Genomic DNA, 15,559 nt, shown 5'->3' with positions numbered 1-15,559 from the left:
GCGGCGGGCACTCGCAGACACAATCCACTACCGCCCAACGAAGGGAGGCAGATCAGTGAACGTTCCCTACAGGCACCAGTGTTCGGTCATCCCGAACGGGCCCAGCCACGTGGCACGCGTGCTCATGGGCATGCGCGTGACCGAGGACGACTGGAAGCACACGTTCTTCGACCGTCTCGGCCGAAGCGTCACGGTGCCGCGCAACGAGATGAACAACAACCGCGAATACTTCGACGACGGGTACGCGAAGGCGCTGTGGGACTTCCGCAACGGCAGCATGCTGCTCGGCGAGGACGGGCGCACCATCTACGTGCGCGACGTGGACGACACCGGCCGCAACCGCCTGCTGGACTCGTGGCACGCGATCGGCTCGATCGAGGACGAATACCACGTCAAAGGCTCGAACAAGGTGTACCTGCCATGGAACACCCAGATGCGCGTCGAATGCTCCAAACTCAAGGGGCGCGTCAGGCACGGCGTGAAGTTCTCGAACATGGCGTTCTACCGTCTCGACGGGCGCGTGCGCCGTCTGACGCCCGGAGACCCGGTGTTCGCGGATCCGTTCGAGATCAGCCTGACCGAGGAGTACGACGACGACCTCGTGGCCGAGGCGGGCCGGTTCCTCAGGTTCGTGACCGCCGACGAGCACAGCGCCCAGAATCTGGGCCGCATGTTCGCCACGCCCTTGCTGGAGGCGTACAAGCATTTGTTCTACGTGCTCTATGGTGGCGGCGGCAACGGCAAGGGCATTCTCTTGGGTGCGTTGAACCGGTCGTTCCCCGGACTGAGCACGGCGGTGAACGCGAAGACCTTGTTGGGCGGCGCGAAGGGCGCGGGCGGGTTCGCGACCGATCAGGAGATGCTCAAACTCATCGGGGCCCTGTGGGCGTATGACGAGGACGCCGACATCATCACCTTGGAGCAGGCCACGCTCTTGAAGAAGATCGGCACCGGCGACATGATGGCCGCCCGTCGTATCCAAGAGAACACGGTCAGCTTCCGCAACAAGGCCACGTTCATCATCGCGTCGAACAATCCCGTGATCATGGCGAACACCGAGGCGTTGAAACGCCGCCGCGTGTTCGTCCGCATGCGCGACAACCGAGCCGAACACGAGTTCAAGGACCTGCTGGCGTTCCGCGCCGAGCACGGGGCGGTGCCGTTCCTCATGGCTTCATGCAGGTTGTGGGAGCAGTCAGACAAGCCGTGGGATGATGTGGCGATCGGCTCCGGCGACGATTTGAGCGAGCACGAGCAGTGGATTGTGGACCAGATCATCGTGCAGGGGTACGCGGTCAGCGGCGACAACCCCTATTACGCGTCGTCGGCCACGCACCGCAACTCCGTGACCAAGCTCGGCCTGGAATCCACGTGCAAGCGCGTGGACGGCAAGGTAGCACGAGTGCTGGTGGTGTCGGACGAGAAGGTGTTCGCGGTCTATCGGGCCAAGAGCGAACACGACATCAACCAAGCCATCGAAGACTCAGTGCCGGCACCGCCGCAACCAATCGAGGGCGCGGCCACGGTCACGCCGGACGAGGCCGGCTATCCCGTCAACTTCGCCGCAGTCACCGAGGGGAAGAAATCCTACGACTGGCAGAAGGTGAAGGATCTGCCCGCCGGATCCACGCAAGTCCCCGGCGGTGGCAATGCGTATGCAGTCATCCCCTCGCAAGGTATGGCGATTATCGACCTCGACGTGGCCAAGGACAAGACCGGCAATGTGCTTGCGGATGCGCCGACCGGATGGGACGTGTTCAACCGCGAGATCGGCGAATACGGCAGCGAGGGCTTCCCGCGCACCTACTTGGTGTCCACGCCCACGGGCGAACGCCACAACCTGACCAGCGTGCACGCCTACTACCTGATACCCGACGAGCTCAAAGGCCGGTTGAAGAACGGCGTACATCTGACCGGCGCTCCCGTGGATATTCGTTGCGAGAGCAAGGGGTACGTCATCGGCGCCGGCTCGGTGCTGGACGACGGCGGAAAGTACCGGCTGCTCGACCTACCTGACGGGAAGCCGCCCGTGATGCCGCCGACGATGGTCGCGTGGTTGAAGGCGCACGGCTATGTGGAAGGCGAAACCACCACCATGAAGCCGGATGGGGTGCGGCCGGTGATGATGCGCACCCGATACCGGTCCACGCGCATGGCCGGCAAGAGCGTCAGGAACGAGCCCGACATGAGCCCGGTCGCGCCCGGATCCCGCAACGACACGCTGCACCGGTGGGCGTACGGTCGGCTCGCCAACCATCCCGACAACGCCGCCCGGATCCGCGACGACCTCTACCGGCGCGGCCACGCCAGCGGATTGCAGGACACGGAGCTGGAGACCATATGGCGCAGCGTCACCCGACAACTGGGAGGCCGTCATGCCTAGACGCAAGCCATCATGGCTCAAACACCTGTGCACCGGCCGTCTGAAAGCTCGCAAATGCGCCGGCTGCCGGGAGTGGGTGGCCGTGGACGAGCAGGGGCCCGTATGGGAAGCATACGATCCCGGCGTGCTCGACGCGAAGGACCTCACGACCGCGATCATCCTCGAACGGCCGTTCACGCGCATCCACCAATACACCGCCGGGCTGCTCACCCTGCAGAACCCGTGCGGCGCGCGCGGCATCAGCCCGGACGGCCAGTACCTCGCCGTCCACGAATGCCACCGCACGCCCATCAGCCTCAAACCATTCACACCAGTCAGACGGAAACCAGTCCCGCGCTGGGATCCCGGCATCCATTTGTCGGACGAGGACGTCCGACTGTTCACCGAACTCTGGAGACGACCACTATGAGCATCATCCACCCCAAACGCCACACCCGACCCCGACCTCGTACTGTCCATATTCCCGAAACCACGCACCACCGGCTACGCCGCGCGTACCCGGCCGCCATCCAGTTCCTGCGCCAGCCGGCGGCCGTCAGCGGGTTCGGCACCGCTGCCGGCACCACGCGCGAATGCACCTGCGGATACAAGACCCGCAGCCCCCAACAGTTCATCCACCATCTCGAAGAGAAAGCCACGCCCATGCCCATAGCCGTATACCAGTCGCCCCGGCCCGCACGGCCGTCTCCGGCACACCGCCTCGTGGACACCGCCAAACAGGGCACAGTGTTCATCTGCTCATGCGGCCACGACTACTCGTCGCTGGGCCTCATGCAGGAACACGTCCGCTACGCCGACAAGACGGAGACCGACCATGCGTGAACAACACCAGATCATCACCGAATACTCCAGCATGGGATTCCGCTGGTGGTGCTCATGCGGCTGGAACACCGACGACCGGCAGCAGCTCCACCAGCATCACGGCGTGAAGGCGGCACGGCCATGACCCGGTACTGTGCGAACAGGGACGGCAACCATGCGGGAGAGCTCAACGTGTGCGCTCCCTGCGCCAGACGGTTCCGTGAAGCGCTTGCCTCGATCATGGTGGACACGCCCGCGCTGCTGCTGATCGCCAACCGGCAGGCCGGCACCGGCGAAAACGACCACACCGGCATACGCGGCAGGTCGGCGCACGCGCCGTTGCTGCTGCGCGAGCAGGCGTGGGAACTGTACTGCCGGGCGGAGCAGCTGGTGCGGCTTGCGGCGCTGCAATGCGGCTGCCCGCCCGCCGTCCGACGCACCGCCGGCATACCGGAGCTCGCACGCGGCATCCTCAAGGACGACAAGCCGCTGCTCGCCGCGCCGGACGCCCGCTTATGGTGGCGTGACGTCGTTGACATGGCCGGCAAGGTCAACCGCGCCGTGGATCCGCCACAGACACGGGTGGCGTTCGGTGCATGCCCGTTCTGCACGAACGGCGTCGTCTGGGGCGAACCACGCGCCCACATGGGCGCATGCCGCTCCTGCGGCGCCGAGGTGAATCGCACCTACGTTGCCGACCGGCTGCTCGACCGTCTCGCCAAGTCGGACAGGAAGGGCACGCCCAAACAGATGAGCGACCAATGCGCGAAGGCCGGCATACGACTGCCCGCCTCGACCATCCGCACATGGATTCACCAGAAACGTCTCACACCCGACACGAACGGCCATGTTACCCTGCGCGACATCGCGCCATTGCTGCGTCGAAGAGCCGACTGAAAACGGCAAGACGGCCCCGCCCTCCAAGATGGGAGAGCGGGGCCGTACCATGTTGGGTATGGAGGAAGCGAAACAGCGGCAGCGTGGCAAGCTGTTCACATGGTGCCTGATCGCCAACGTCGTGGACGAGCACGAGGTAGGGCAGGACCACCACATCGAATACGGCACGAAGATCTTCAGCCCCGGCACCAAGGTGTACGTGTCGTCGTGGTGGGACAACAGCACGAAGGATGACGGCGGCGTGCTGTACGTCATCGGCAAGGCCCGCAAGCAGTGGCGTCTCGTCGCGGCGTATATCGCTCGCGACCGGCTGACGAACTTCCGCGCCAAGCAGGTGTTCGACCCGAAGGCGCTGCGTCGCATGGCGCAGGACGAGGGGCAGAACCGTGTGCGGCCGGGTCAGTTCGTCCGATGGTGGGGCAAGGACGAGGAAGCCCGCAGACGGGTAGAGCAGAAGGCCGCCTACTACAACCAGGACATCTACTCCGTACGGCGACGCGAGTGGGAAGAGGCCAGACGCGGTATGGAGAAGTTGTGAAAAGTCGCCTTGGAAGAGCCGGGAAAGTCGCCGGGCGACCGCTTGAAAATGGCTTGATTTGAGGCGTGTCGCATGGTCGTCGTGTCTGGTCGTGTCCGAAAATCGTGTCTGAATCGTGTCTGGAGGGCCAAAAGAGGGGGTTCGGACGATAACGAAAAAGCCCGGAATCGTTGAAATTCCGGGCTTTCTAGTCGGACCAGCGGGATTTGAACCCGCGACCCCTTGACCCCCAGTCAAGTGCGCTACCAAACTGCGCTATGGTCCGATTGACTGATTATTCACGTCGTGTCTGAGCGGGAAAAACAACGTAGGTAATTCCGTCATCGTGTCTAATCGTGTCTGTCTTAAATTATCCGCTTTTCAGCGTAGGCCCTTAGCCCTACTGGCAGCTGACATCCGGTCAGGTGTCACTCAGTATGACTGAGTAACCCCTTGACCCCCAGTCAAGTGCGCTACCAAACTGCGCTACGGTCCGATGTCGCCGTGGCAACGAGTAGATAATCTAGCACAGCATTTCCGATAGTGCCAAATCGAGTGGTGTTCTCGGAGTGTTGCAAGGAATCGCAACGTTTTTGCGATTCCTCCGTTCGTGGTCGCGGTTCTTATGCGAGATCGAAATGCGGTTCGGGGACGTCAATTGCCATGCATGTATCTATCGTTAGCGATGGCCGCTGGGCATAATCACCGCATCGTCACGCAAGGCATGCTCCCATATGACATTACGGGGGTACTCGTATGAAATACCCCCCGTAATGTCATATGGCGTGCAGCGTCCGGCCTGATGATCGTCCGCTGCTGTCCGTTAGCTGTCTGTTACTACTTGCGGCGCTTCTTTTCCCTGATCTTTACGGAGATCTGGATCGGCGATCCTTCGAATCCGAATTCCTCGCGCAGACTACGCTCGATGTAACGACGGTAGCCGTGCTCTAGGAACCCGGTGGCGAAGATCACGAAACGAGGCGGACGGTTTGACGCCTGGGTGGCGAAGAGAATGCGAGGCTGCTTACCACCACGCAACGGGTGCGGGTGGGCGGCCTGCAGCTGTCCGAGGAACGAGTTGAGCTTGCCGGTGGGGATGCGCTTGTCCCAGGATTCCAGAGCGGTGCGCATCGCCCTGGCCAGACGGTTGGTATGCCATCCGGTCTTGGCGGACAGGTTGACGCGCTGTGCCCAGGTGACACGATCAAATTCCGTGGCCCAGAGACGTTCAACGCGCTGGCGTCCGAAATCATCGAGTGCGTCCCACTTGTTGAACACGAGCACGACGGCTCGTCCGGCGTCCACGGCCTGACTCATCACCTTGAGATCCTGATCGGAGATTGGCTGAGAGACATCGAACAGCACCAGAGCCAGTTCGGAACGTTCCAAAGCAGCCTGCGTGCGGAGCGTCGAATAATATTCGGCACCCGACAGCTTGTGCAGGCGACGCTTGATGCCTGCCGTATCGATGAACAGCCAATCCTCGCCATCCACGGACACGATCTCATCGACCGGGTCACGGGTGGTGCCGGCAAGATCATTGACCACGGCGCGTTCTTCACCGGCCAGACGGTTCAGCAGCGACGATTTGCCAACGTTCGGTCGGCCCACCAGCGCCACGCGACGCAGATGGGATGGAGTAAGCATGCCGGAGGTCTTCTCGGCCTTCTTCAGCTTGTCCAAAGCGGCATCAAGCAGATCACCAACTCCCCTGCCGTGCATGGCGGAAACCGAATACGGCTCCCCCATGCCCAGCTTCCAGAAATCAGCGGCGAGATATTCGTCGGACTGCGTATCGACCTTATTGACGGCCAGCGTCACTGGCTTGCCGGACTTGCGCAGCATCCGTACGATACGCTCGTCGCTGGCGGTCATGCCGACCAGACCATCCACCACCAGCACCACGGCATCGGCCATTTGCACGGCTATCTCCGCCTGATTAGCGATCGAGGATTCAATACCCTCGACGTCTGCCTCCCAGCCACCAGTGTCGACCAGTTTGAAATTCGTGCCCGCCCATTCCGCGTCATAGCTGACACGGTCACGCGTCACGCCCGGAGTATCCTCCACCACGGCGGCACGGCGACCGAGAATACGGTTGACCAGCGTGGACTTGCCCACATTCGGACGTCCCACCACGGCGAGCACGCCGACGGCCTTGGGACCGGGTTCACTGGTCCCCTCCTGGAAGGCCCCGCTGAGCAGCCGCTCATCCTCGGCATCAAGCTCATAGTCGGCAAGATTCGCGGCGTAACTCTCATACGCCTGTGCCTCCATGGCCTCTTCCACCAGATTGACGAGCACGTCCAGCGTCTCGCCGAAATCCATATCGGAATTGTCGACTGTAGTCACGCCATCGGCGGCGGTCAGAAAGTTGGTGACCTTGGAATCAGCGCGATCCCTGGCAGCCACGTCATCGGAACCCACGGTACCATTCTCGGACCGTTCCGACTGGGCTGACTGTGCGGCACGACGCTGAGCACGAACCTCCTCGCGGGCCGTCAGCAACACACGAACTTCAGCATCGGGAGCAACCACCGTGGTGATGTCACGTCCCTCAGCCACGATCCCAGCACCATTCGAGAACGAATCCGGATTCTCCTCACCGGCGATGAACGCGCGCTGGGCCGCGATCAGCAAACGCCGGACGGAGGGGATTGAAGACACCGCCGAAACATGCGAGGACACTTCCGTGGAACGAATCTCCTCGGCGATGCTCTCCCCATCGGACAGTACGTCAGGATCGTCGGGATCCACGGAAATATCGAAATGGTCTTCGGTGAAGAACCGACCGACCGTAGCGGTGATAAGATCCGCGTCCGGCTGCTCGGCATCCAGATTCACTCCCTGATGCAAACACCACCATGTCGCGGCACGATACATGGCTCCGGTATCGAGATACGCGAACCCGAAATACTTGGCCAGCGCCTTGGACGTGGATGACTTGCCCACACCGGCGGGACCGTCGATCGCAACGCGAATCACAGGCCGACCTCCTTCTCCAGAGACTTCACCTCGGTGGGTGACAGCACACGATACGAGCCGGGCTTGAGCTCGCCAAGCTTGATCGGACCGATCTGCGTGCGGATCAGCCGGCGGACCGGGAATCCGATCGAGCCGAAAATACGGCGGACAATGCGGTTGCGACCCGAATGCAGCACCACACGAACCATAGTGAACTCACGGTTCTGATCCAGAATCGAGCACTTGTCAAGCTTGACCCAACCATCGTCAAGCTTGACGCCGGTACGGACCAGACGACGGCAGACGTTACCGCCAAGACGTCCCTCCACGGTGGCGATATAGGTCTTCGCCACCTCATACTTGGGGTGCATGACGTGCTGCGACAGCTCGCCGTCATTGGTCATCAGGATCAGACCTTCGGAATCGTAATCGAGCCTGCCCATATGGAACACACGCTCATACTTGTCCCCAATGATGTCACGCAGCGTCCAACGACCCTTCGGATCGCTCATCGTGGACAGCACACGCTTGGGCTTGTTCAGCGCAAGCGTCACATGATGATCATCAATGTGAATACGGGATCCGTCAACCAGGATCTTCTGGCGCTTCGGATTGACACGGGTTCCCAACTCGGTCACCAGCTCACCGTCGACCTCCACACGGCCTTCGGTAATGATCTCCTCGCACTTGCGGCGAGAACCAAACCCCGCCTGGGCAAGGACCTTCTGCAGGCGAATATTCTCAGCGTCCCGATCGGAACGTTCGGATGATTTCTTGGAGGATGAATACTGTTCTGGCATCGTTCTCCCAACGTGGCCTTTCATAATATGCAAATCTGCTTCTACTCACTGCTATTTTCACAGATGATTCTCAGGAAATCACAGTGATCTCATTCTATCGGTATGCCTGAACCACTGGTAGCATATGAGACGTTTTGTCAGACTATCAAAGGATTCATATGTCACAGACATCCACGTCGGCATACACACAATCGGCGGTGGTGGACGCCGAGGATGCAACGACCGAACAGCCCATTCCCAATAACGGCCAGTCCTCTGCACCGGCCGAATCCCTCATCATTCGAGCGCTCGCCGAATTCGCCGGCAGCTTCTTCATCTGTTTTGTCATTTACGCCGTAAGCACATATGGCACGGTGTTGTATGGCATCAATATCCTTCTCATCGCAGCTGTGGTCGGCGTGGCATATGCCGCGGCCACGGCCGTGTTCTCACGGTTCTCCGGGGCGCACTTCAACCCTGCCATCACGTTGGCGGCAGCACTGACGTCACGAATCTCCTGGCTGGACGCACTGCTGTACCTCGTGGCACAGGTCCTGGGCGGCATTGCAGCCGGTGCCGTCGTCGTCGCCATTCTGCCCACCAGCGAGAGCGTCGCCGCCAAGGCGTGGCTCACCTATGCGGTCAACGGCTTCGACACCACATCCCTGTCGTATCTGTCGAACAGCACGTTGCAGCAGACCGGTCTGAGCTTCGATTCCAATATGGCCATTGCCGTGGAAGTGGTCATGAGCCTGCTGGTGGTCGCCGCGGCCATCGTGACGTTGAATCAGGATGGCTCGCCGCTTCCCAATCACACGCGTGCCGTGGGACTTGCCTATGGTGTTGCTGCGGCCGTCACCTATCCCATCACCGGGGCGGGTCTCAATCCGGCTCGTTCCACCGGCATCGCACTGTTCGCGCAGGGCAAGGGTCTGACGGTCGAGCCGCTGAGCCAGCTGTGGCTGTTCTGGATCTGCCCGCTGCTGGCTGGCGCCGTTGTCGCGTTGGTCATGCTGCTGAGCTCCACGCTCACCGATATGATTGCGAAGAATGCAGCGGCCAAGGCGGCAGTCGTCGCTGATACCACTGAAAGCGCTTCGGAAGAGTCCGAGACTGATGACTTGGATGATGCGTCCCAGTCTGCCGAAACCGAGACCGTCGAAGCAGAACCTGCCGAGAACGGCGAGAATGATGGGAATGAACTCCGTGGCAATGCGCCGGTGCCAGCGGTGACGGATGCCGCCGCTCATGAGACGGAACCTGTTGCAGGCGATTCCGGTGCCGACGGCACCGAACGGAACCCCCGTTAGCACGCCAGTTAGCGATTTGTCCCTAGATTGCTAACCGTCAGTCAGCAGAAAGGCCCCTCTAATTACCCCCACACCTCCGATCATTGCAGCTGAATCATTGCAGTAATCGGAGGTGCGAGCCGGTAATTAGAGGGGCCTTCCCTGTTTAGCCGTTGTCCGTCCCGTATGGATGTCGCTGGACATCACCACAACATGATGGCCGCCCAATCCATCACCAATCCGATGCCCAGGGCAAAACCGAAGAAAGCATCGAATCCGACCGATCGAATCTTCCAGGGGCTTCGCTCCCGTAGCGTCAGCCGTATGGCCGCACACACGATTGACGTGACGGAGATGACCAGTGTGGCCCCCAACAGATGGCCAAAAGCGGCCAGTATTGCGGAGACCACGACGAGGGCCGCCACCCCCCATTCGAAGGGTGGCTTTCCCTCATGGGCTTCAGACACATACGGATGTGACTCGGACCGCTGTCCGGGATCTTTGCGTGGTGTCGTCGTCATGCGCCGATATGGTCCGTCACGATCAGTGGAAGAAATGACGGGTACCGGTGAGATACATGGTGACTCCAGCCTTCTTCGCGGCTTCGATCACCTCTTCGTCACGGATGGAACCACCGGGCTGCACGATTGCCTTGACGCCGGCCTTGATGAGGATCTCGGCACCGTCTGCGAACGGGAAGAACGCATCGGAAGCCGCCACCGAACCGTTGGTACGATTCGCGCCATCCGCCAGCGTGTTGGCGCGTTCCACGGCGAGATTGCAGGAATCGACGCGGTTGACCTGGCCCATGCCGATACCGACGGTGGCCTGATCGTGAGCCACCAGAATGGCATTGGACTTGACGCAACGAATGGCACGCCATGCGAAAACCAGATCCTTGAGGGTCTCAGCGTCGGCAGGCTCGCCGGAAACCAGCTTCCAGGCGTCGGGATCGTCGCCCACGGCGTTGATGAGATCCGTGGACTGCACCAGCAGACCGCCGTCGATCTGACGGATCTGACGCTTGGCCTTCGGCGGCTCGGCAACCTTGAGGATACGCAGGTTCTTCTTCTTGGTCTGCAACAGCTCGAGGGCTTCGGGTTCGTAATCGGGCGCGACGATGACCTCGGTGAAGATCGGACGGACGCTTTCCGCCATCTCCAGGGTCACGGTGGAATTGGCGGCGATCACGCCACCGTAGGCGCTCATCGGATCGCAGGCATGGGCCTTCTTGTGCGCCTCTGCCACGGTCTTGCCCAGAGCGAGACCGCAGGGATTGTTGTGCTTCACCACGGCGACGGCGATCTGTGGGGCAAAATCCCAGACGGCACGCCAGGCGGCGTCGGCATCCACGTAGTTGTTGTAGCTCATCGGCTTGCCGCCCAGCTGTTCGGCATGGGCAAAGCCGTTGCGGTTCAGCGGATCGAGGTACAGCGCGGCCTGCTGGTGAGGGTTCTCGCCGTAACGAAGCACGTGGGTGCGATCCCAGGTTTCGGTGAACGTGGCGGGGAACAGCTTCTCGTCGATCTGCGGTTCGACGTCATCCTCGCTCTTGACGAAGGAAGCCGGCTTCGGCCACTGCTTGGATGCCCATTCGATGATGGTGGCGTCATAGGCCGCAGTATGAGCAAAGGCCTTGGCCGCCAGATAGCGACGCTCCTCCAGAGTGAAGCCGGTTCCGTTCTCCACGCGTTCCGCGACGAGTGCGTAATCGTTGGGATCCGTGACAATGGCCACGGTGGTGCTGTTCTTGGCCGCACCACGGACCATCGACGGGCCTCCGATATCGATCTTCTCGATGGTGTCCGCCTCATTGGCACCCGAGCGAACGGTGTCAGCGAAGGGATACAGGTTCACGACCACAAGATCGAACGGCTTGATGCCCAGCTCGGCGAGCTGGCTCACATGCTCGGGGTTGGTCATGTCGGCGAGAATGCCGGCATGAATGTGAGGATCAAGCGTCTTCACACGGCCATCGAGGCTTTCGGGGAATCCGGTGACCTTCTCGACGGGCGTGACGTTCACTCCGAGCTCCGCAAGCTTCTTGGCGGTGGAACCCGTGGATACGACCTCGGTGCCGGCGGCCACAAAGGCCTTGGCCAGCACTTCGATGCCGTCCTTATGGAACACGGACACCAATGCACGTTTGATGGGACGCGCGTTGTTTGACATTACCTGTCCTCCTTAATTGTCGGATTGACGGATTCCGCCGAGGAAACGGTGCGGAAAGTCCTGACCCCCACTGTAGAGGTAGCGGAGGATTGAGCAGTTGCATGGCCGTCGCTGGAGACGGTGCGGGATGTCCGGCCATCGTGATTTCCGCTGGCCGTGTTGCGATTGTTCATGTGTTCTGATGAATAATCGCCTGTGGAAGCGGACGGTACGGAGCCGTTGTCATGGTCCATTGCCGTTGACAAGGACTCGGAGTCTCCGGAATTGACGGTTCTGGCAGAACGCTTGTCATCGGGGGTGTTCTCATGTCGGTTGCGAGCGGTCGTGGACAGTCTCGTGAAGGCATATCGCGCCGCCGATATGATCAGACCGAACACCCACGCGGATAGGAACCCCAACGCGGTTGGACGGGCAAGCGCCTGCGTTGATGTGGCGATATCAACACCGACATGGGCCAGACGGTCATATCCGAGAGAGCCGTTTGCCATGGTGAAGATAACGGGAAGCAGTACACTGAGCAGCACGCATGCCAGACAGAACGCGATTGCCGGAGGAACGAACAGGCGCATAGTCTGCCATGAAACGAATCCGTGCGAGTCGTCATTACGGGAATCGCCGTTACTGGCCTCACGGGGATCTTGACCGCCATTTCGTTCCAGTACGTTGAATCGTTTCACGGAGAATACCTGCCAGATGCCCAGAATCAACGACAATGCAAACGGGATGGCCATGAGTGTGATTCTCGCCCACGGAAGAGCGATCGCTTCCGGAAACAGTGCGAATACCGGTATCGTCGGGAGTGACTGCGCCTGACCGTTCCATAACGAGAACGTGGCGATGGAACCGATGGAGAATCCTCCCCCGGACACCCAGGACAGTGCCCAGACCATGAATGTCGGCAACCAGATCAGACTTGCGATCGTGGTCATGACCGCTGATCCCGTCGCCATGCCCATGTCATGGAACAGTCGGTGCATGGCCTGATGGTTGAGGACGACCCATGTGATCACGGTAATGCCCGCCATCAGTATGAAGCAGGTGAGGAGAATGCCGGTCAGACGCAACGCCTCACGTAGCGCCATGAGTACGGGAGACGGGAGAACCGAGATGTTGTCCAACCTGATGCGCTTGACCAGATTGGTGCGGGGAATCAACGCCCATAGATATCCGATGACGTATATGACACCGGTCTTCAGCAGGATGACGGGCATGGAATCGATGAGGACCATCTGGACGGTCGCCGCCATCCATGCGTGCATAGCCACCCATAACGCCAAACCGGTAAGCAGCCCCGGCCATGAGCTTCCCAGCCGTGATGCCGCGGAACGGATCAGGACGATCAGCAGGATCGTCAATCCCCATGGAATCAGCGTGAGATGAATTGTTTCGAATTCAAGTCCGACGCCCTGAGACAGCAGTATCACCGATTCGGTGAAATTCATGGTGTAGTCGGTAACGCCCTGACCGCCTTCCTCCATGGAGATGATCAGCAGCATCAGGGCGTTGAAGCAGGCCAATGCTATGGCATATAGGGCAAGGGAGAGGGCGGATACGCCCAGTCCCCTGACGAAATCCTTGGGATTCAGCCTCATGCGATATTGTTGGCAGCCAGAATCTCGTGCATGATTTCAGCGGTCTGACCAGGAGTACGGCCAACGCGGATGCCTACGGCTTCCAGTGCTTCCTTCTTCTCCTTCGCAGTGCCCTTGCCTCCGGAAACGATGGCACCGGCATGGCCCATCTGCTTGCCTTCCGGTGCGGTGAAACCGGCGATGTATGCCACCAGCGGTTTGGTCATGTGGTCCTTGGCCCATTCGGCGACTTCCTGTTCGGCGCTGCCGCCGATCTCGCCGATCATCACCACGGCCTTGGTGTTGGGATCGGCATTGAACTCCTGCACGGCTTCCAGAAGGGTGGTGCCTACGATCGGATCTCCACCGGCTCCCAGAGCGGCGGTGAAGCCGACATCGGAGAGTTCGCCCATGAGCTGATAGGTCAGGGTGCCTGACTTGGACACCAGACCGAGCGGTCCGCGCGGCACGATCCCATCCGGAATGATGCCGAGATTCACGCCATGCGGATCATCGCCGGTGCCGAAGGTGGCCAGACCAGGGCAGTTGGGCCCGATGATGCGCACGCCATTTTCTCGGGCAAGAGCCACGAAATAAGCGGTGTCGGCGACGGGAATGCCCTCGGTGATGACTACGATCAGCTCGATGCCGGCCTCAACGGCTTCGACGACCGCCCCCTTGGCGAAACGCGGGGGAACGAACACCACACTGGCCTTGGCACCGGTGGCCTCTCGTGCTTCGGCGCATGTGCCGAACACCGGGATCTCGACCTGTTCTCCGTCCACGGTGAACGGCACCGTGGTTCCCGCCTTGCGCGGATTGACACCACCGACGATGCGGGTTCCGGCGGTCAGCATACGGGCGGTGTGCGTCATGCCCTGATGTCCGGTCATGCCCTGAACGATGACGGGGGCTCCATCTTCGATAAACAGTGTCATCGTGCATCTCCCTTGCTGTTCGCTGCGAGTTCGGCCGCCTTCGATGCGGCCTGTTCCATGGTCTTGGCCACGAGAATATGCGGATTGTTCGCCGTGGCGAGGATCCGCAGGCCCTCCGTGGCCTTGTTGCCGTCGAATCGCACCACGATCGGTCGGATGCTGTTGAGGGAGGAGATGGCTTCAAGAATGCCGTTGGCCACTTCCTCGCATGAGGTGATGCCTCCGTACACGTTGATGAATACGGATTGGACCTTCGGATCCTCCAGAACGATCTCAAGGCTTTCCGCCATGACGGCCGCGGAGGCTCCGCCGCCGATGTCGAGGAAGTTGGCTGGCTTGACCCCACTGCCCTGGCTCTCGCCTGCTCCGGCCACGGCGTCGAGCGAGCTCATGACAAGTCCCGCACCGTTGCCAATGATGCCGACCTGACCGTCGAGATGCACGTAGTGCAGTCCAAGCGCGCGCGCCTGATTCTCCAGAGGGTCGCCGGCGTTCGGATCCACAAAGCGCTTCCATCCGTCATGACGGAACGCCGCATTGTCATCGAGGGAGATCTTGGCGTCCAAAGCGCACAGGGACTTCGATGATTCGTCTTCGGGATCGCCGATCTTCGCCAGCGGGTTGATCTCCACCAGCGTGGCGTCCGTGTCACGGAACGCCTTCCACATGTTCAGCAGGATCTCGGCGGCCTGATCTCCATCGGCATGGTAGAAGCCGATCTGTTCGGCCATGCGCTTTGCCGCAGCGAGATCGAAGTCCTCCAGCGGCTCGATATGCAGGCGCTTGACGGATTCGGGATGCGCCTTGGCGATCTCCTCGACCTCAGTGCCGCCGTTCGCGGTGGCGAGCACATCGTAGTCGCGCGAGGTGCGGTCCACGGAAATCGAGACATAGTATTCGTGGAGGATGTTCTTGGCTTCGGCGACCAGAACGCCGTTGACCTTATGCCCATGAATGGTCATGGGGAACAGCTGCTCCGACAGCAGAATGGCTTCCTCGAGATTGTGGGCGATCTTGACTCCGCCGGCCTGACCGCGATGGCCGATCTTCACCTGGGCTTTGATCACGCAGGGGAAGCCGATCGTTTTCGTCGCTTCGGCCACGTCGTGGGAGTTCTGCGCAAAGATCGCGCGGGGCGTGGGAATGTCAGCCTCTTCGAGCAGCTCTCGCGCTTGGTATTCGTAAAGGTCCATGGGATGACCTCGTATTTCCTTTCGTCTCTGATGAGAGTAACCGGCTTGCCGAAAC

Annotated in this window: 14 protein-coding genes and 1 tRNA gene; 7 read left to right on the top strand and 8 right to left on the bottom strand. The window is 60.8% G+C overall.

Features of this window, described 5'->3' with window-relative positions:
- The first annotated feature begins 55 nt into the window (after positions 1-55).
- From BTIS_RS08395 to BTIS_RS08375, 6 genes are read left to right on the top strand one after another with little or no spacing between them, the layout of a single operon-like run.
- Entirely contained in the window at positions 56-2,383 is a 2,328-nt protein-coding gene (locus BTIS_RS08395; RefSeq protein ID WP_158216878.1) for a bifunctional DNA primase/polymerase, read from the top strand.
- Positions 2,376-2,792 carry a hypothetical protein gene (locus tag BTIS_RS08390; protein WP_143248919.1) on the top strand — a complete coding sequence of 139 codons (417 nt, stop codon included), beginning with the start codon at positions 2,376-2,378 and terminating at the stop codon, positions 2,790-2,792. The genes BTIS_RS08395 and BTIS_RS08390 overlap by 8 nt, the downstream gene beginning before the upstream one ends.
- Complete coding sequence (locus BTIS_RS08385; RefSeq protein WP_094664478.1) at positions 2,789-3,205, top strand: hypothetical protein; 417 nt, start codon at positions 2,789-2,791, stop codon at positions 3,203-3,205. Before BTIS_RS08390 ends, BTIS_RS08385 begins: the two co-directional genes overlap by 4 nt.
- Complete coding sequence (locus tag BTIS_RS12235; protein ID WP_275542047.1) at positions 3,198-3,329, top strand: hypothetical protein; 132 nt, start codon at positions 3,198-3,200, stop codon at positions 3,327-3,329. The genes BTIS_RS08385 and BTIS_RS12235 overlap by 8 nt, the downstream gene beginning before the upstream one ends.
- The gene (locus BTIS_RS12120; RefSeq protein WP_245819386.1) at positions 3,326-4,081 is read left to right on the top strand and encodes a hypothetical protein; all 756 of its coding nucleotides are present in this window, start codon (positions 3,326-3,328) and stop codon (positions 4,079-4,081) included. Before BTIS_RS12235 ends, BTIS_RS12120 begins: the two co-directional genes overlap by 4 nt.
- A gap of 58 nt (positions 4,082-4,139) precedes the next feature.
- The gene (locus BTIS_RS08375; protein WP_094664476.1) at positions 4,140-4,619 is read left to right on the top strand and encodes a hypothetical protein; all 480 of its coding nucleotides are present in this window, start codon (positions 4,140-4,142) and stop codon (positions 4,617-4,619) included.
- 191 nt (positions 4,620-4,810) lie between these two features.
- Here the strand turns inward: BTIS_RS08375 and BTIS_RS08370 are convergent.
- The 3 genes from BTIS_RS08370 to BTIS_RS08360 all read right to left on the bottom strand — a co-directional run bounded on the left by BTIS_RS08370 (position 4,811) and on the right by BTIS_RS08360 (position 8,362).
- Positions 4,811-4,884 (bottom strand) — tRNA-Pro (locus tag BTIS_RS08370).
- Between the two features lie 551 nt (positions 4,885-5,435).
- Positions 5,436-7,583, bottom strand: a complete 2,148-nt coding sequence (der, locus tag BTIS_RS08365; protein WP_094664474.1) for a bifunctional cytidylate kinase/GTPase Der — start codon at positions 7,581-7,583, stop codon at positions 5,436-5,438.
- Complete coding sequence (locus BTIS_RS08360) at positions 7,580-8,362, bottom strand: pseudouridine synthase (protein ID WP_094664472.1); 783 nt, start codon at positions 8,360-8,362, stop codon at positions 7,580-7,582. Before BTIS_RS08360 ends, der begins: the two co-directional genes overlap by 4 nt.
- A 158-nt stretch (positions 8,363-8,520) precedes the next feature.
- Here BTIS_RS08360 and BTIS_RS08355 point away from each other — a divergent pair, with 158 nt between their 5' ends.
- The gene (locus BTIS_RS08355; RefSeq protein ID WP_094664470.1) at positions 8,521-9,651 is read left to right on the top strand and encodes an MIP/aquaporin family protein; all 1,131 of its coding nucleotides are present in this window, start codon (positions 8,521-8,523) and stop codon (positions 9,649-9,651) included.
- 182 nt (positions 9,652-9,833) lie between these two features.
- On the opposite strand, the gene BTIS_RS08350 is transcribed toward BTIS_RS08355, so the two are convergent.
- From BTIS_RS08350 to sucC, 5 genes are read right to left on the bottom strand one after another with little or no spacing between them, the layout of a single operon-like run.
- Entirely contained in the window at positions 9,834-10,151 is a 318-nt protein-coding gene (locus BTIS_RS08350; RefSeq protein WP_094664468.1) for a DUF3017 domain-containing protein, read from the bottom strand.
- A 22-nt stretch (positions 10,152-10,173) separates the two neighbouring features.
- On the bottom strand, positions 10,174-11,802 hold the full coding sequence (gene purH, locus BTIS_RS08345; protein ID WP_094664466.1) for a bifunctional phosphoribosylaminoimidazolecarboxamide formyltransferase/IMP cyclohydrolase: 1,629 nt from the start codon (positions 11,800-11,802) through the stop codon (positions 10,174-10,176).
- Positions 11,802-13,394 (bottom strand): cell division protein PerM, encoded by a 1,593-nt coding sequence (locus BTIS_RS08340; protein WP_094664464.1) that lies wholly within the window; start codon positions 13,392-13,394, stop codon positions 11,802-11,804. The genes purH and BTIS_RS08340 overlap by 1 nt, the downstream gene beginning before the upstream one ends.
- Positions 13,391-14,311 carry a succinate--CoA ligase subunit alpha gene (sucD, locus tag BTIS_RS08335; protein ID WP_094664462.1) on the bottom strand — a complete coding sequence of 307 codons (921 nt, stop codon included), beginning with the start codon at positions 14,309-14,311 and terminating at the stop codon, positions 13,391-13,393. Before sucD ends, BTIS_RS08340 begins: the two co-directional genes overlap by 4 nt.
- The gene (gene sucC, locus BTIS_RS08330) at positions 14,308-15,504 is read right to left on the bottom strand and encodes an ADP-forming succinate--CoA ligase subunit beta (RefSeq protein ID WP_094664460.1); all 1,197 of its coding nucleotides are present in this window, start codon (positions 15,502-15,504) and stop codon (positions 14,308-14,310) included. The genes sucD and sucC overlap by 4 nt, the downstream gene beginning before the upstream one ends.
- Positions 15,505-15,559: the final 55 nt, after the last annotated feature.

This window comes from Bifidobacterium tissieri, assembly GCF_002259645.1.
In the GTDB taxonomy this organism is placed as follows: domain Bacteria; phylum Actinomycetota; class Actinomycetes; order Actinomycetales; family Bifidobacteriaceae; genus Galliscardovia; species Galliscardovia tissieri.
This window is presented reverse-complemented; position numbering and strand designations above follow the sequence as displayed.